The organism is Nocardia takedensis NBRC 100417 (genome assembly GCF_000308695.1).
Lineage (GTDB): Bacteria > Actinomycetota > Actinomycetes > Mycobacteriales > Mycobacteriaceae > Nocardia > Nocardia takedensis.
Window position 1 is genome coordinate 1 of the sequence record NZ_BAGG01000095.1, and the last position, 15869, is coordinate 15869.

Below are 15869 nucleotides of genomic sequence, written 5' to 3' on the forward strand. Positions count from 1 at the left end.
CGCGCCCGGCAGTTCGTCCAGCCCGATCAACCTACTGCCCGCGAACCAGCGCTGCACCCACGCGTGGAAGGCGGTGCCGCGCCGCGCCAACGGATTCGGCGGGAACGGCAGCGGCCTGCGCAACCGGCGCGCCAATTTCGTCGGGTCCGCCCGCATCTCCACCAGCGCCGTCGCCGGAATCCGCCCCGGCAGTTCCACCTCACGCGCCGCCGCCCGGACCGCCTCGAACTCCGCGAGCAGCGCGTCCACATCCGACGCCCACCCATCGGGGTCGTTCGGATCGGTCGCGAACTCCGCCGGGGGGACGTGGTCGTCCGGGGGCGGGAGGAAATCCTCCGGCAGGGGGGCGTGGGTGTCATCGAGCAGGTACGGGTCCTCCTCCGCGAACGCCACCAGGCCGGGAGCGGAATCGTCGGCGGACGGTTCGACGTCCGGGAGGGGGACGACCGTCTCCGGCCGCGCGGAGTCCACGGGTGACGGGGTGCGGAGGGCTTCGAGGGCGGCGCGGACCAGGGCGGCCCCCTCCTCGACGGGGGCGCGGCGGGGGCCGAGGGGGTCGCGGGGCCAGGGGGCGGAGGCGGGGTTGTCGGTGAAGGGGTTGACGGCTTCGGGGTCGGGGGCGGGGTCCCAGCGGACGACGTCGACGGCGGCGTGGACAGGACTGTCCGTGGATTCGGCGGCAGCTTTCAGGTCGAGCAGGAAATCGGAGGGGCCCTTGGGTTTCGCGCCGGTCTCGGCCCAGTGGTGCGCCGAGAGCAGCAGGGCGTGTTCGGTGCGGGTGACGGCGACGTAGAACAGGCGGCGCTCCTCGTCGACGCGGCGGTCCTCGAGGGCTTGTTTGTGGGCTTTGATGGCGCGATCGAGGTCGGCGCGGTCGGACAGGTCGCTCAGGTCCAGGACGGGGACGCCTTCGGCGGAGTCGGCGCGCACACGGTCGCCGCGCAGCGTGGTGGGGAGTTCGGCCAGCGCGCCGAGCCAGGTGCCCGAGGCGGCGCCGGAAGGGAATACGCCGTCGACCACGTGCGGGACCGCGACCACTTCCCATTCGAGACCCTTCGCCGCGTGCACGGTGAGCACCTGGACGCGGTCGCGCGCCACCTCCACCTCGCCCGGTTCCAATCCGTTCTCGACGGATTCCGCGGCGGCGAGGAAGGCGAGCAGCCCGCTCAGCGACGCGCCGGTGTCGGCGGCGTAGCCCGCGACGACCTCGGCGAAGGCGTCGAGGTGTTCGCGGCCCGCGCCCGTCCCCGCCATCGCCCGGCGCGCCTGGGTCTCGACGCCGACACCGATGGTGCGCTCGACGTCGGCGACCAGTTCGGCCAGCGGTTGGCCGCCGCGTTCCCGCAGCGCGGCGAGTTCGGCCGCGAGGTTCTCGATGCGCTCGTAGCCCGACTCCGAATAGCGCTGCGACGGCCCGGGATCGGCGATGGCGTCGGCGAGGCCGGCCTGCTCGGCGGGTTCGGGAGCCACCTCGCGCAGGGCGGCGGCGAGGGCGGCGGGGTCGGTGATCTCGGCGGTCCCCTCCCGCGCGAGGCGGCTGATGGACAGTTCCCTGGCCCGGTCGGCCAGCGCCGCGATATCGGTCAGCCCGATGCGCCAGCGCGCTCCCGTCAGGATGCGCATGGCCGCGCTGCCCGCCGCGGGTTCGGCGATCAAGCGCAGGGTGGCGACGATGTCCGCGACCTCGGGTGTCGCCAGCAGACCCCCGAGACCGACGATCTCGACCGGCAGTCCCCGGTCGCGCAGCGCTTCGGCCAACGGCGCGGCGTCGGCGTTGCGGCGCACCAGCACCGCGGAGGTCGGCGGCGGCTTCCCTTCGGCGCGATGCTCGGCCCAGTGCGCGGCGATCCGCTCGGCGACCCAGTCGCGTTCCTGGGCGACGGTCTCGAGCAGCGCGAAGGTGACCGGACCGGATTCGGCGTGCGGCGCGGCGCGCAGGGCGTCCACGGTGACGCCGCCGCGGTCGGCGGCCTGGCGGCGCAGCGGATCGGCGACCAGATTCGCCAACGCGAGCGCTTCGGGCGGGTTGCGCCAACTGGTCAACAGCGGCAGCGTCGGCGCGGGAACCCCCGGGGCACAGGGGAAGTCGGCGGCGAAACGCGGCAGGTTGGCGGCCGACGCGCCACGCCAACCGTAGATGGACTGCATCGGATCGCCCACCGCCGTCACCGCCAGACCTTCCTCGCGCGCGGTCGCGTCGCCGCCGAACAGGGCGGCCAGCAGGATGCGCTGGGCGTGACCGGTGTCCTGGTACTCGTCGAGCAGGACCAGACGGAAACGGTCGCGTTCGGCGAGGCCGACCTCGGGATGTTCGGCGGCCAACCGCGCGGCCAACGACATCTGCGCGCCGAAATCCAACGCGCCGCGTCGACGCAACGCCGCGTGCAGTTCCCGGACCAGCGGCAGCAACGCGACCCGCTCCCGCTGGACCTGCACCGGGGCGAGCAGCGTCCGACTGGGGCCGCCGCGCTGCCGCGGCCCCGGCGGCAGGGTGTGGACCAGCTTCTCCAGTTCGGTGTGCGCCTCGGCCAACTGTTCCGGCTCCACCAGATGTTCGGCGAGCTGCCCCGACAGCGCCAGCACCGCCTCGGTCACCGAGACCGGCGTGCGATCGGTCTCGAGGTCGCCGTCCCAGTTCCGCACGACCTGGTGGGCCAACTGCCACAGCTGGGTCTGGGTGAGCAGCACCGACGACGGCTCCACCGGCAGCAGCAACCCGTGCTGGGTCAGCAGCCTGCCCGCGTAGGAGTGATAGGTGCTGATCTCCGGTTCGGCCCCGGCCAATCGCGTGCGCAACTCCCCCGTCGGGTCGAGTCTGCGCAGCAGCGGCGCACCGGCCAACCGCGCCAGTCGCGTGCGGATCCGGGAAGTCAACTGCTGGGCGGCCTTGCGGGTGAAGGTCAGCCCGAGCACCTGATCCGGCGCGACCAACCGATTGGCGACCATCCACACCACGCGGGCGGCCATCGTCTCGGTCTTGCCCGCGCCCGCACCCGCGACCACCAGCGTCGGCTCCGACGGCGCCGCGATCACCGCGGCCTGTTCCTCGGTCGGCGGCGGCAACCCGAGCGCCTCCGCCAACCGGTGCGGCGTCACGCGCGCCATCGCCGCTCCCGGAACCGCCCCACCCCCGATGCGCCGCGCGCGGCAGACCAGCGAAGCGAGCGCCACGCGGGGGTAGCCGGGGCCGGCAGCGCTCGATTCATCACCACACTCTCCCAGATGTCCGGTCGGCGGTGACCGTGACCTGGGGTCGAGTGGCGGCGGTCATTCGTCGGTGACTTGTCGTCCGGTGTCCTGGACGGGGCAACTGCCCGAGACGGGGCAATGGCGGCAGCCGTCGTTGCGCATGGCCAGATAGCTGGGACCGCGGGTCGAGGCGGCCGCGTCGTGGATGGTGTCGCGCCAAGCGTCGAGCGCTTCGGCGTCGAGCGGGTCCTGGGTGCGCTCCGTCGCGCCGTCACGGCTGGGCTTGGCGACATAGACCAGGCGCGCGCCACCCGGTTCGCCCGGGGTGGGCGCGGTGTCGGGGGTCTCCTCGCCGGGTTCGTCGAGCGCGCCGAACGCCGCCGCGACCTGATAGGTGGCGAGCTGGGCGTGTTCGGCGGCGGCCTGTTTGGTGACCGGGGTCTTGCCGGTCTTGACGTCCACGATGACGAAACGCCCCTCGGCATCGCGTTCGAGGCGGTCGACGCGGCCCTTGATCCGCACGGGCGGTTCGCCTTCGCCGCGGGCGGGCAGTTCGCAGTCGACCGGCACCTCCACCCCCGCCTGCGTCAATTCACCCCTGGTGTTGCGGACCCAGGCGAGGAAGGTCTCCAACATCGCCTCGGTGCGGCGCAGTTCCTGCCGCGAATGCCACCCGGTGCCCGGGTCGACCGCCCGCCACGCCCGGTCCAGCGCGGCACGCACCTCCGACTCCGGCACCCGGCCCGCCAGGGCCTGCACGAGCGTGTGCACGAGATTGCCCTTGACCGCGTGCGGGTTGTCGCCGTCGGAGCCGCCGTTGCGTTCCAGCGCCCAGCGCAACGGACAGGTGCGCAACTGCTCGACCGTCGAGGGCGACAGCGAGACCGGCGCGCCGTCGTCCTCCCACAGCGGACGCTCCGAACTGAGCTCCCCGGTGCCGTACCAGTCCTCGGGATGGGTGCCGGGAACGCCCGCGTCGGCGAGCCGGGCGAGTTGGTGGGCGGCGCGCCGACGGCGGTCGGGATCGGCCGCGCTGTCGCACACCACCCCGCGCAACTCCGCCACCAGGGCGTGCATCACCAAGGCCCGGCCCGGATCGACCACGGGCAGCGCGCCCGGTTCCCGCTCGTCGTCGTGGCCGAGCAGTTCGCCGAGGAAGCGCGACGGGACCAGATCGCGGTCACCCGTGACCGATTCGACGGCGGTGACCAGCAGCGAGCGCCGCGCCCGACCGCACGCGACCAGCAGCAGCCTGCGCTCCTCGGCCAGGATCGGCGCGGCCCGGCCGACCTGCTCGTCCACGAGGTCGATACCGGCGGTGAGGTCGACCAGGTCCTCGGTGTGCAGCAGGGTGCCGCGCGGGCGCGGATTCGGCCAGATGCCCTCCTGGACCGCCGCCACCGCCACCACCTCCCACTCCCGGCCCGCGGCGGCGTGCGCGCTGAGCAGGGCCACCGCCTCGCCGGGCGCGGTCAGCGGCGCGGTGTCCTGCGGAATCTCCTGCTGGACCAGGTATTCCACGAACCCCTCGACACTCGCGCGCGGAAGCCGGTCGACATAGGCCGCCGCGGCGTCGAACAACCCGACGGCGGCGTCGAGATCGCGATCGGCCTGCATCCCCACCGCGCCGCCGCGTTCGGACTGCGCGACCCAGCGGCGCTCCAACCGCGACGCCGTCCACAGCGCCCACAGCACGTCCTCGAGCCCCGCCCCGGACCGCCTGGCCTTGCGGGCGCGCTCGAGCGCGGTCAGGACGCGGCGCAACGGGGCCGCCTCCACCTCGGTCAGCCCGTCGAGCAAGGTGCGCTCCCCCGTGCCGACCAGCAGGTCGCGCAGGATGCGCGCGGACGGCTGATCGATCAGGTCCGGCGCCGCGTCGTCCGGCGGGGTCGGCGTCGCCGGGCGGTCGGCTTCGGTTCGGGCACGCGTGGTTTCGGTATCGGCGGGGTTCACGACCTCCAGGCCCCAGTCCGCCTCGTCGTCGTGCCACTGCGCCTCGGTCGGCTCGAAGGCCGACCATTCCTCCGGCGCGGGCAGGTCCTCCGGATCGATATCCCAGGGCTCCTCCGGACCGGGCTCCGTATCGACGGGTGGCGGCGGGGGCGCGCTTGCGTCGGCTTCGGCGGTATCCGGATCGGCGGTTCCGATTTCCTTCGACGCACCCCACTCGTCGTAATCGCCTTGTCCTCGAACGTTCTTCCCTTGTGCGCGGGCCAGTTCGACCACGCTGCGGCGGATTCCGCGACGCAGGCGGCGCAGGGTGATCTGATCCGCGCCGCCGAGTGGGCCGCCGAGCAGGTCGAGGGCGTCCTCGGCCGAGAAGAGGTCCTCGTCGGGGGCGCGTTCGCCGGCGAGCAGGGCGCGCAGGGCCGAGAGCATCCAGGACGCGCCGCGGCGGCGGGCCAACGGGACGTCGAGGGCCGGTTGCTGGACGGGGACGCCCGCCGCGAGCAGGGCGCGGCGCAGGGGGGCGAGCGAGAGCGGGACCGAGCGGACGACGACCGCCATCTCCGACCACGGGACGCCCGCGGTGAGATGGGCGCGACGCAGGTGGTCGGCGATGAGGGCGGCTTCCTTGGCGGGCGTGGCCAGGACGCGCACCCGCACGGCGGCGCGATGGTCGGTGGGCTCGGCTTCGCGGTCGGGCGGAGTGAAACGGTGCGGCGCGCTGCCGGGGAGACGGGCGGCGATGCGGGCCAGCGTGGCGTGGATCGGCGGACTCGCGCGATGACTCTCGCGCAGCACGATGCGCTGCCCGTCGGGGACCTCGAGGTCGGTCAGGAAGCGCGAATCCGCGCCGCGGAAGGTGAACACGGCCTGATCGGGATCGCCCGCGACGACCGTGACGTGCGAGGCGGCGCCGATGACCCGCACCAGCAACGCCGCCTGGGGGTCGAGGTGCTGCGCGTCGTCCACCAGCAGATAGCGGATGCGGGCGCGTTCGGCGGCGAGCAGGTCGGCGTCGCTCGCGAGCGCGTCCAGGGCCGCGCCGACCAGTTCGGCGGCGTCGAGCGCGGGCGCGCTGGCCTCGGGCGCTTCCACGCCGACCGACCAGCGCAGCAGCATGGCCTGTTCGTAGCGCATGGCGAAGCGGCCCGCGGCCACCCATTCCTCGCGGTCGTGGGCGCGACCCCAGCGCATCAGGTCCTCGGGGCCGAGGCCGCGTTCGGTGGCGCGCAGCATGAGATCGCGCAACTGCTCGGCGAATCCGGCCAGGGTGAGGGCGGGTTGCAGCCGTTGCGGCCAGAGGTATTCGCCGCCCGCGGCGATGTCGAGCAGGTCGCCGCGCAGCATCTCGCGCAGCACCGCGTCCTGTTCCGCGCCGGTCAGCAGTCGCGGCGGCGGGTTGCCGTGGGCCGTGGCGTGGCGGCGCAGGACCGCGAAGGCGTAGGAGTGCACGGTGCGCACCAGCGGTTCGGTGGTGGCGCCCGGTACGCCGCCTTCGGCCCCGTCGATCCCCGCCAGACGTACGGTGATCGCGTCGCGCACGGCTGCCGCCGCCTGTTTCGAATGGGTCAGGACCAGCACCGATTCCGGGTCGGCTCCCTCGGCGATCCGGGCGGCGGCCACGTCGACGAGCAGCGCCGTCTTCCCCGTGCCCGGCCCGCCGAGCACCTGCCAGGGGCGGAACCCGGGGCGCACCGGCCCCATCTGCCGATGGGCCTCGAACAGCGCGCGCACCTCGGCGCCCCAGAGCCGCGCTCCGGGCGTCCGCGCGTGCCTGCGAACAAGTCGCACCGCCCCATCCGATCGCACCACGCGCGCTATTCCAGCAGACACCCCCGACAAGATCAGGTCCTCCCCCGGCCGGAGTGACGCACATCGGTGCGGCGCTGCAGAGGCGCACCCGGTGACGGCGAGCACATTCGCGGCATCGCCCCCGCCGCCCACCGACACAGCACCACCCCCGACAGCCGCGGACACAGCGCCACCCGTCGGCCGGATCGACGCGATGCTCGTATTCGGGCGCTGCGGCACAATGTCCACCGTGTCGCCGCTTCATGTGCATCGTTTCGGTCCCGCCGACGGCCCGCTCCTGCTCGCCCTGCACGGTCTGACCGGTCACGGCGGCCGGTGGGCGGCCCTGTCTCGCGACCACCTGCCGCAGATGCGGATCGTCGCGCCGGATCTGCGCGGTCACGGGCGCTCCACCGGGCTGCCGCCGTGGGATTTCGAGCGGGTGGTGGCCGATCTGGTGGAGCTGCTGGCCGAGGAGACCGACGGGCCGGTGCCGGTGGTGGGGCATTCCTTCGGCGGCGCGGCGGCGCTGCATCTGGCGGCGACGCACCCGGAACTGGTCTCCTCGCTGATCCTGCTCGACCCGGCGATCGGCATCGATCCGGCCCGTCTGGCCGAGATCGCCGCGCAGACCCTCGCGAACCCCGATTACGCCGATGTCGAGCACGCGCGCTCCGACAAGCTCGCCAGTTCCTGGGACGAGGTCGACCCGGCGGTGCTGGAGGCCGAACTGGCCGAACATCTGGTGCCCACCGCGAACGGCAGGGTCGGGTGGCGGATGAGCCTGCCCGCGATCACCTCCTACTGGGGTCAGCTGGCCCGCGACGCGGTGTTCCCGCCCGCCGACCTGCCGACGGTGCTGGTGCGCGCGGAGAAGGTGCGACCGCCGTTCACCACCGACGAGTTCCGCGCGGAGTTGGCGCGACGACTGGGTTCGAACCTGGACTCGCGCGTCTTCGACTGCGACCACATGGTCGCCCAGGCCCGGCCCGCGGAGGTGGCCGAGCTGATCCGGGCCGCGTCACGGTGACGACCTCCGAGGAGCAGATCGAACACGTCCGGGACTTGGTCGCGCGCATTCCGGCGGGCGCGGTGGTCACCTACGGCGACATCGCCGCGGCGGCCGGGCTGTCCACCCCGCGCACGGTGGGTTGGATCATGCGCACCGATTCCGCCGACCTGCCCTGGCACCGGGTGATCGGCGCGGCGGGCAGACCCGCGGCGCATCTGGCGCAGCGCCAACTGCGTCTGCTGGCCGAGGAGGGTGTGCCGATCCGCGACGGACGGGTGGATCTGCGCGCGGCGCGTTTCCGGTTTCCCGAACTTCCGTAGCCGCGCCCCGGAGGCGGGTTACCGTTAGGTATGTCCACCCGCTTGGCGTGTGTCGTTTTCGACGCGGACCGGCCGCGGTCGGTGGCGGGATTCTGGGCCGAACTGCTCGGCTGGACGGTGACCTTGGATCGACCCGACGAGGTCGACGTGGCCGCCCACGACCCCGACGGCCTGGAGATCGCGCTGATGTTCCTGCCCTCCGACGACGGCAAGCGCGGCAAGAATCGCATCCATCTGGATCTGGCCAGTCGTTCGCTGGATCATCAACGGGTGCAGGTCGATCGCGCGATGGCGTTGGGCGCGCGGCCGGTCGACATCGGGCAGGGCGCGGTGCCGTGGGTGGTGCTGGCCGATCCGGAGGGCAACGAGTTCTGCGTGCTGGAGCCGCGTGAGCAGTACGTGGACACGGGGGCGATCGCGGCGATCGTGATCGACACCCACGATCCGATGCGCCTGGCGGCGTTCTGGTCGGCCGCCTCGGGCTGGCCGGTGGGCTACGACGCCGCCGATGTGACGGGTCTGCGCTCGGCCACCGGGCTGGGGTGCTGGCTGGAATTCGTGCGCACCGCCGAGGCGAAGTCCGGGCGCAATCGCCTGCACCTGGATCTGACCTCCTTCCCGGCCGACGATCAGGTGCGCGAGGTGGCCCGGTTGCGGGCCGCCGGGGCGACGCCGCTGGCCGAGGGCAGTCTGGGGCCCGCGCCCGGTCTGCCGCTGGCCGACCCCGAGACCAACGAGTTCTGCCTGCTGCGTCCGGCCACGGACCTGTCGACGGTCTGAGACGGTGTTCCGCGGCTCGGAACCGACGAATTAGCATGTGGCCCATGCCGCACCTACCGCACGGACTACCGTCGTGACGCGCGCCGACGCCATCGTGTTGGCGGGTGGCCGGGCCAGCCGGATGGGCGGGATCGACAAGCCGGGGCTGGTCATCGGGGGTCGGTCACTGCTCGCGACGGCGCTCGAGGCGGTCACGGTCTGCGCGCGCACGGTGGTCGTCGGTCCGCACCGTCCCGAAGTGGACGTCGCGGTGCGGCAGGTTCGGGAGGAGCCGGCGGGGTCGGGTCCGGTCGCGGCGATCGAGGCGGGTCTGCGCGGTCTGGCCGACGACCCCGCGCCGCTGGTGGTGGTGCTGGCCGCCGACATGCCGTTCCTGACGGGGGCGGCGGTCGACGAACTGCTGCGGGTGCAGGCCGAGTCGGGGGCCGACGCGGTCTTCGCCGCCGACGACGTGGGCCGTCCGCAGTATCTGGTGGGTCTATGGCGACGCGCGGCGCTGACGGCCGCGCTGACCGAACTGGACACGGTGGTCAACCAGCCGATGAAGGCCCTGGTACCCGCCGACACGGTGATCGTGGAGATCGCGGGCGTGGCCGATGTGGACACCGACGAGCAGGTGCGCGGGGCCAGGGCGGCGGCGGGTGAGTCGATCGCGGCGCAACCGCTGGACCCGGAGCAGGCGCGGCGGGTCCTGCGCGCCCGTCTGGCGCGCTTGGTCCCGCGTCGCGCGGAGTTGCGCCGGGCGCGGGGGGCGACGCTGGCCGAGACGGTGGTCGCGGCGGAACCGCTGCCGCGCTTCGACGTGTCCGCGATGGACGGGTACGCGGTCGCGGGTCCGGGGCCGTGGCAGGTGCGCGCCGATATCGGTTTCGCGGGCGGTTCGCGACCGGCGGGGCTGCTGCCGGGCGAGGCGGTGCGGATCGCGACCGGCGCGCACGTACCCGACGGGGCGAGCGGCGTGCTGCGCGACGAGTTCGTGATCCTCGAGCCGGCCGGCACGCTGTCCCGCAGGCCCGACACCCCGGATCGCGTCGACATCCGCGAGCGTGGCGAGGAACGCGAGCGCGGTGAGGAGGTTGCGGCGGCGGGCCGTCCGGTGACGCCGGTGCTGATCTCGGCGGCGGCCAGCGTGGAGGTCACCGAGGCATTGGTGCGCGGGCCTGTCCGGGCGCGAATCGTGATGACCGGCGACGAGATCCGCGCCGAGGGACCGCTGCTCAGCGGTCAGACCCGCGACTCGATCGGGCCGATCCTGCCGGATGTGCTGGCGCACCACCGCATTCACACCGTCGACCGGGTGCATCTGCGCGACACCGCGAGCGGGTTCGACGAGATCCTCTCCGCCGCGGCGGATGTGGATCTGCTGGTGGTGGTCGGCGCGACGGGCGGCGGCGCGGCCGATCAGTTGCGCGGCGCGGTGGCGCGGGCGGGCGCGGGCGTACTGGTGCACCGATTGCGCATGCGGCCGGGCGGCTCCACACTGATCGCCGAACTGTCCTCCGGAACAACCCTTCTGGGGTTGCCCGGGAACCCGTTCGCGGCCTTGGCGACGCTCGCGGTGCTGGCCGACTCGGTGGTGGCGGGCCGCACCGACGGTGTGCTCGCGCGCCCCCTGACCGGGCCGCTGCACAACGCGGCGGAGGTCTCGGCGGCGGTGCCGCGCATCGCGCCCGCGCGGGCGGTCCCGACGGGCGGTTGGGTGGCCGACGCCCGGATTCACACCTCTCACCTGGGCGGATTGGTCGATCGCGACGGCGTGGTGCTGGTTCCGGCCGACGCGGGCGACGGCGCGATCGTGGAATTCCTGCCCCTACCGGCCGCGATGACGACACTCGCGGAATATCGCTAATTCTGCTTCCGATCGCCGTGCGGGATCGCTATCGTATGGGGTGTTAGGCGAAAACTCACATCACTTCGGAAAGGACCGAGTGGAGATGGCTGAAAAGTCGAAGAAAACGCCTAAGAAAATGCCCAAGCAGATGCCGAGGCAGCAGCAACAGCAGCGCCAGGAGCAGGGCATGGGCCGCGAGGGCGCGCGCGAGAACCAGGATATGGACGGCCGTTCGTCCATGCAGCGCGATGCGGAGCGCCGCGGCCACAACTGAGTGAGCGATATATCGCGACCGCCGGTTTCGGTGCCGGCGGTCGCGGTATGTCTCGCCATTCTTTTCGAACTCTTCCACGAATTCCGAATACTCGCGACGTCGCAATTCGGTCTCGCTGCGGCGTAATTCCGTATGCCTGTTCTCGAATTCACGCGCCGCACTGGGAACGACATGATTCGGGACCGGATACGACCATGCGGGCACGGCGGTTTCGCACAGCGGGCATTACCCGCGAGGTAATCGACGCGCCGCACGGGCGCGCCTACGGTCGGGTGACCGCCATCGCGGCGGACCAGCACCGGAGGAGATCCCATGCCCGCCTACGGCTTCGCCCATCTGCACACCCGCCGCCACCACCAGGACGTGCTCGACTACCTCGCGCGCATCCAGGACACCCTGACCCCCTTCGACGGCCGATTCCTCGTCCACGGACAGCCGACGGAGGTGATGGAAGGCCGGTGGCCCGGCAGCATGGTGCTGATCGAGTTCCCCGACCTCGACCGGGCGCGCGCCTGGTACCGCAGCCCCGCCTACCAGGAGATCCTGCCGCTGCGCACCGACCACATCGACGGTGACGTCGTCCTGGCCGACGGGGTGGGGCCGGACTACGACCCGCTGCAGCGGGCGCAGGCCCTGATCGCGGACGCGCTGCGCGCCGCGGGCGAACCGACGCACTGACCGCGCGGGCGTTGTCCGCCGACTTTCGGGCAATACGCCCGGTCGGATACCGTTCACCAGGCACAACGCCCTCGAACCGCGGTAAGGATGCACCTGATGGACGACAGTTCCCTGATCTGGGACGACGGTGCGCTGCTCACCATCGACCAGCGCGGACTGCCCCACGAGGTGCGGGAACTGCGCCTGAGCACGGTCGAGCAGATCATCGACGCGATCACCACGCTGGCCATCCGCGGCGCGCCCGCCATCGGGATCGCGGGCGCTTTCGGCGTGGTGATCGCCGCCAACCGGCACACCGTCGACGGGGTGCTCGATCTCGCGGCCGTCGAGGCCGAGGCCGACCGGATCGTCGCCGCGCGTCCCACCGCCGTCAACCTGGCGTGGGCGGTGCGCAGGGTGACCGCCGTCGCGTCACGTGGCGCCGCGGCGGTGCTGGCCGAAACCCTCGACATGCTCGCCGAGGACGGCCGGGTCAACCGGGCCGCCGCCACCAACGCCGCCGATCTGGTGCAGGAACTGCTCGGCGAACGTCGCCTGCGGGTGCTGACGCACTGCAATACCGGCAGGCTCGCGACCAGCGCGTTCGGCACGGCCATCGGCACACTGCGGGTGCTGGCCGACCGCGGGGCGATCGAGGAAGTGCTCGTCGACGAGACCCGCCCGCTGTTGCAGGGCGCGCGCCTGACCACCTGGGAGTTGGCCGAGGCGGGCATCCCGCACCGGCTGACCGTCGATTCCGCCGCGGCCTGGGCCATGGCGTGCGGACAGGTCGACTGCGTGCTGGTCGGCGCGGACCGCGTCACCGCCAACGGCGACGTCGCCAACAAGATCGGCACCTACATGCTGGCGTTGGCGGCGCGGCACCACGGCATCCCGTTCATCGTGGTGGCCCCGGAGTCCTCGCGCGATCCGGCGATGGCCACCGGCGGGGAGATCGTGGTCGAGCAGCGTCGCGCCGAGGAGGTCACCGGGTTCGGCGGCGTCGCGACGGCCCCCGAAGGGACCGAGGTGTTCAACCCGGCCTTCGATGTCACGCCCGCGGCGCTGGTGACGGCGGTGGTCACCGAATCGGGCGCGGTGTACCGCGAGGGGAGCGACGCGCCGGGCGAGCCGATCGCGCGGATCGCACGGGAACTGTACGGGCGCGGGTGGATGCCGGGCACGGCCGGGAACATCTCGGTGCGCGTGCGGGATTCGGCGGTGATCACCGGAAGCGGCCTGTCCAAGGGCGAACTCACCGCCGCCGACATGGTGACGGTGCGGGTCGAGGATTCGACCCCGGTGGGCGGGTGGCGGCGGAAACCCTCGGCGGAGACCACCATTCACACCGCCGTGTACCGGCGCACCGACGCGGCGGCGGTCGTGCACGTCCATCCGCCGTTCGCGACCACGCTGTCCACCCGCGCGGGCGACCCCGAACGGATCACCACCGTCCGGATCACCGATTTCGAGTTGCTCAAGGGGTTCGGCCTGGCCGATCCGAGCGCGCTGGACCTGCCGCTGTTCCCGAACTGGCGCGAGGTCGCGCGCATCGGCGACGACGTCGACCGATACCTGCGCGAGAATCCGGACGCGCCACCGGTTTTCGGTATCGTCGGGCACGGGATCACCACCTGGGGCGACACTGTTTCCCAAGCGCGCGACCGCGCCGAATGCCTCGAGGCGCTGTGCGAACTGGTGCTGCGCACCGGCAGCGCGCGGGCCCACGAACCCGATCCGATCCAGGGAGGACAGCGATGACACTGCTGCAAGTGATGGCCGCCGACGACGCGAGTCAGGTCCGGGTGCGCACCACCGACGACGCGGTGATCACCGCGGAGTTGGCCCGCTACGACATCGTTTTCGACCGGTGGCCGGTGGTGGACAACGCCGCGGCCGTCGATTCGGCGGACCTGCTCGCGCGCTACACCGAGCAGGTGGCCGCGCTCAACGAGTCGGGCCGCTACCGGCACATCGACATCGCGCGCATCCATCCCGACGACGCCGATCCGAACTGGCCCGAGACGGCGAAGGGCGCGCGGGAGAAGTTCCTCGACGAGCACCGCCACGCCGAGGACGAGGTGCGCTACTTCGCGGCCGGTCGCGGCTGCTTCTACCTGCACCTGGGCACCGAGGTGTTGGCCGTGGTGTGCGAGGGCGGCGATCTGCTGTCGGTGCCCGCGGGCACGCTGCACTGGTTCGACATGGGCGAGCGCCCGGACTTCATCGCGATCCGCTTCTTCGAGGAGGCCGACGGCTGGGTCGGCGATTTCACCGGCGACACCATCAGCCGCGGCTTCCCCTCGCTGGACGAGTTGCTGACCGCCTCGTGATCACCGCCGTCGTCCTCGACATCGAGGGCACCACGAGTCCGACCAGCGCCGTACGCGAGGACCTGTACGGCTACACGCGCGAACGACTGCCGCGGTGGTTGGCCGAGGGGGGCGATGCGGCGGATGAGGTGCTGGCCGACACCCGGCGGTTGGCCGGTCGTCCCGACGCCGATCCCGCCGAGGTGGCCGAGATCCTGCGCGGGTGGCTGGGTTCGGACGTCAAGGCCGCGCCGTTGAAGGCGGCCCAGGGCGTCATCTGCGCGCAGGGGTTCCGCAGCGGCGCGTTGCACGGCGAGTTCTTCCCGGATGTCGAACCCGCGCTGCGGGCGTGGCACGCGGCGGGGCTGCGACTCTACGTGTACTCGTCGGGGTCCGAACGCAATCAGCGGGATTGGTTCGAGTTCGCGCGCGGCGGCGAGTTGGGGTCGCTGATCCGCGGCTATTTCGATCTCGCGTCGGCGGGTCCGAAGCGCGAGCGCGGCTCCTACGAGGTGATCGCGAAGGCGATCGACGTGCCCGGCCCGCAGATCCTGTTCCTGTCCGACCACGCCGACGAACTCGACGCGGCGGTGGCGGCGGGCTGGTCGGCGGTGGGTGTGCGGCGCGAAGGCGAGCCGAATCCGGCGCGGCCGCCGCACCGGTGGGTGGAGTCGTTCGCGGCGGTCGCGCCGCGTTAGGTCAGCGCGGCGTCGCGCCGACCCGGCCGCGGCGGACGCCGGCGAAGATGTGCCGGGCGTGCAGCGCGCCGGGGCTGGTGGACCAAGGGGCCAGCGCGGTGGTGAACATCAATTCGCACCACGACAGCGCGGGCACGTCGCCCGCGGCCAGGGTCGCGATGAGCGACATCTCGGTGTCGTGACCGCCCCAGGCGGCCAGCAGCCAGGCGGCGTCGAGGCGGCCGAGGAATTCCTCGGCGTCCTCGGGCGGCCCGTGGGGGGTGTCCACGGCCAGGTGCACGGCGGCCGCGATGGCGTGCCGCATGCGGGCGTCGAGTCCGATCGCGTCGTGCAACAGCAGCGCCTCCAGCGCCGCGCGTAGCTCGTCGTCCGGGTCCACCTGGGATAGCGGCCCGTTCGGGCCTGCGTTGCGGGTCATCAGGATCTTCTCCTTCATCTCGTGGAACGAGGCCACCGAGCGCGGGTGACGACGCGGTGCGGGCTCGGACGCCTCAGCGTCGAGCAGACTGATCAGCGAGCCCGGATTCCAGTCGAGCCTGCCGAAGACGTGGCACCACTCGAGGGCCGGATTGTCGTCGGAGACCTCGAGATCGAGGGCGAGCCCGGACAGCGAGGCGGTGCACGCGAGGGTGACCGGGTCGACGTCGGGTTCGGTGACGGTGAGGTGCAGGGTGGCCTCGGGCAGTCCCGAATCGGCTCTGGCCCGGCCCGCCAGCCAGACGGCCCTGGCCGCCGCGGCCATCGCGCCGGCGAAGCGGTCGCCGTGCGGGTGGTCGCCGTCGTTGTCGAGGAACGGGCCGTACCAGAGAGCGCGTCCTTCGTCGCCGCACACGGCGAACGTGCCGTTGCCGTGGTCGGCCGCGGCCGCCAAGGTGATGTGCGGTACCACCGATTCGAGCTCATCGATCATGCGCATTCACTCCCCGCAATGTCTCCGCAATCCGAGTGTGTCCGGTTCGATCGATCACCGTGATTTCGTTCGACGCCGAACCTGTGATAAATGGATCAAATACCGTCGCCGGATGGTTGTCCACACAATCCGGACGCCGGTCCGCGCC

Annotated in this window: 12 protein-coding genes; 9 read left to right on the top strand and 3 right to left on the bottom strand. The window is 72.5% G+C overall.

Annotated features, from left to right (window positions below; genetic code table 11):
* Positions 1 to 3105 (bottom strand): UvrD-helicase domain-containing protein (locus ON30_RS20800; protein ID WP_051029682.1); only part of this gene is annotated, 3105 nt, incomplete at its 3' end.
* Between the two features lie 162 nt (positions 3106 to 3267).
* Positions 3268 to 6945, bottom strand: coding sequence for an ATP-dependent helicase (locus ON30_RS20805; RefSeq protein ID WP_040709427.1), 3678 nt, complete (start codon positions 6943 to 6945; stop codon positions 3268 to 3270).
* Between the two features lie 223 nt (positions 6946 to 7168).
* On the opposite strand from ON30_RS20805, the gene ON30_RS20810 reads away from it, so the two are divergent.
* From ON30_RS20810 to mtnC, 9 genes are all read left to right on the top strand, one after another.
* Entirely contained in the window at positions 7169 to 7957 is a 789-nt protein-coding gene (locus ON30_RS20810) for an alpha/beta fold hydrolase (RefSeq protein ID WP_040709371.1), read from the top strand.
* Positions 7954 to 8259: an MGMT family protein gene (locus ON30_RS20815; RefSeq protein ID WP_040709373.1), complete on the top strand. Its 306-nt coding sequence runs from the start codon at positions 7954 to 7956 to the stop codon at positions 8257 to 8259. Before ON30_RS20810 ends, ON30_RS20815 begins: the two co-directional genes overlap by 4 nt.
* 30 nt (positions 8260 to 8289) lie before the next feature.
* Positions 8290 to 9039, top strand: coding sequence for a VOC family protein (locus tag ON30_RS20820; RefSeq protein WP_040709375.1), 750 nt, complete (start codon positions 8290 to 8292; stop codon positions 9037 to 9039).
* Positions 9040 to 9112: 73 nt separating this feature from the next.
* Entirely contained in the window at positions 9113 to 10888 is a 1776-nt protein-coding gene (locus tag ON30_RS20825) for an NTP transferase domain-containing protein (protein WP_040709376.1), read from the top strand.
* Positions 10889 to 10973: 85 nt separating this feature from the next.
* Entirely contained in the window at positions 10974 to 11144 is a 171-nt protein-coding gene (locus tag ON30_RS39305) for a hypothetical protein (protein ID WP_157183795.1), read from the top strand.
* A 312-nt stretch (positions 11145 to 11456) separates the two neighbouring features.
* Positions 11457 to 11822 (top strand): DUF1330 domain-containing protein, encoded by a 366-nt coding sequence (locus ON30_RS20830; RefSeq protein ID WP_040709378.1) that lies wholly within the window; start codon positions 11457 to 11459, stop codon positions 11820 to 11822.
* Positions 11823 to 11918: 96 nt separating this feature from the next.
* Entirely contained in the window at positions 11919 to 13562 is a 1644-nt protein-coding gene (locus tag ON30_RS20835) for a bifunctional S-methyl-5-thioribose-1-phosphate isomerase/methylthioribulose 1-phosphate dehydratase (protein ID WP_051029687.1), read from the top strand.
* Positions 13559 to 14134: a 1,2-dihydroxy-3-keto-5-methylthiopentene dioxygenase gene (locus tag ON30_RS20840; protein WP_040709381.1), complete on the top strand. Its 576-nt coding sequence runs from the start codon at positions 13559 to 13561 to the stop codon at positions 14132 to 14134. The genes ON30_RS20835 and ON30_RS20840 overlap by 4 nt, the downstream gene beginning before the upstream one ends.
* On the top strand, positions 14131 to 14811 hold the full coding sequence (gene mtnC, locus ON30_RS20845; protein WP_040709382.1) for an acireductone synthase: 681 nt from the start codon (positions 14131 to 14133) through the stop codon (positions 14809 to 14811). Before ON30_RS20840 ends, mtnC begins: the two co-directional genes overlap by 4 nt.
* Position 14812: 1 nt before the next feature.
* Here the strand turns inward: mtnC and ON30_RS20850 are convergent, their stop codons facing one another.
* Positions 14813 to 15721, bottom strand: a complete 909-nt coding sequence (locus ON30_RS20850) for a hypothetical protein (protein ID WP_040709428.1) — start codon at positions 15719 to 15721, stop codon at positions 14813 to 14815.
* Positions 15722 to 15869 lie beyond the last annotated feature (148 nt).

Bases quoted from the DNA above. Each gene is read 5' to 3' on its own strand.
- ON30_RS20810 (WP_040709371.1), top strand. From the start codon at position 7,169: ATGTCCACCGTGTCGCCGCTTCATGTGCATCGTTTCGGTCCCGCCGAC.
- ON30_RS20820 (WP_040709375.1), top strand. From the start codon at position 8,290: ATGTCCACCCGCTTGGCGTGTGTCGTTTTCGACGCGGACCGGCCGCGG.
- ON30_RS39305 (WP_157183795.1), top strand. From the start codon at position 10,974: ATGGCTGAAAAGTCGAAGAAAACGCCTAAGAAAATGCCCAAGCAGATG.
- ON30_RS20830 (WP_040709378.1), top strand. From the start codon at position 11,457: ATGCCCGCCTACGGCTTCGCCCATCTGCACACCCGCCGCCACCACCAG.
- ON30_RS20835 (WP_051029687.1), top strand. From the start codon at position 11,919: ATGGACGACAGTTCCCTGATCTGGGACGACGGTGCGCTGCTCACCATC.
- ON30_RS20840 (WP_040709381.1), top strand. From the start codon at position 13,559: ATGACACTGCTGCAAGTGATGGCCGCCGACGACGCGAGTCAGGTCCGG.
- ON30_RS20850 (WP_040709428.1), bottom strand. From the start codon at position 15,721: ATGATCGATGAGCTCGAATCGGTGGTACCGCACATCACCTTGGCGGCC.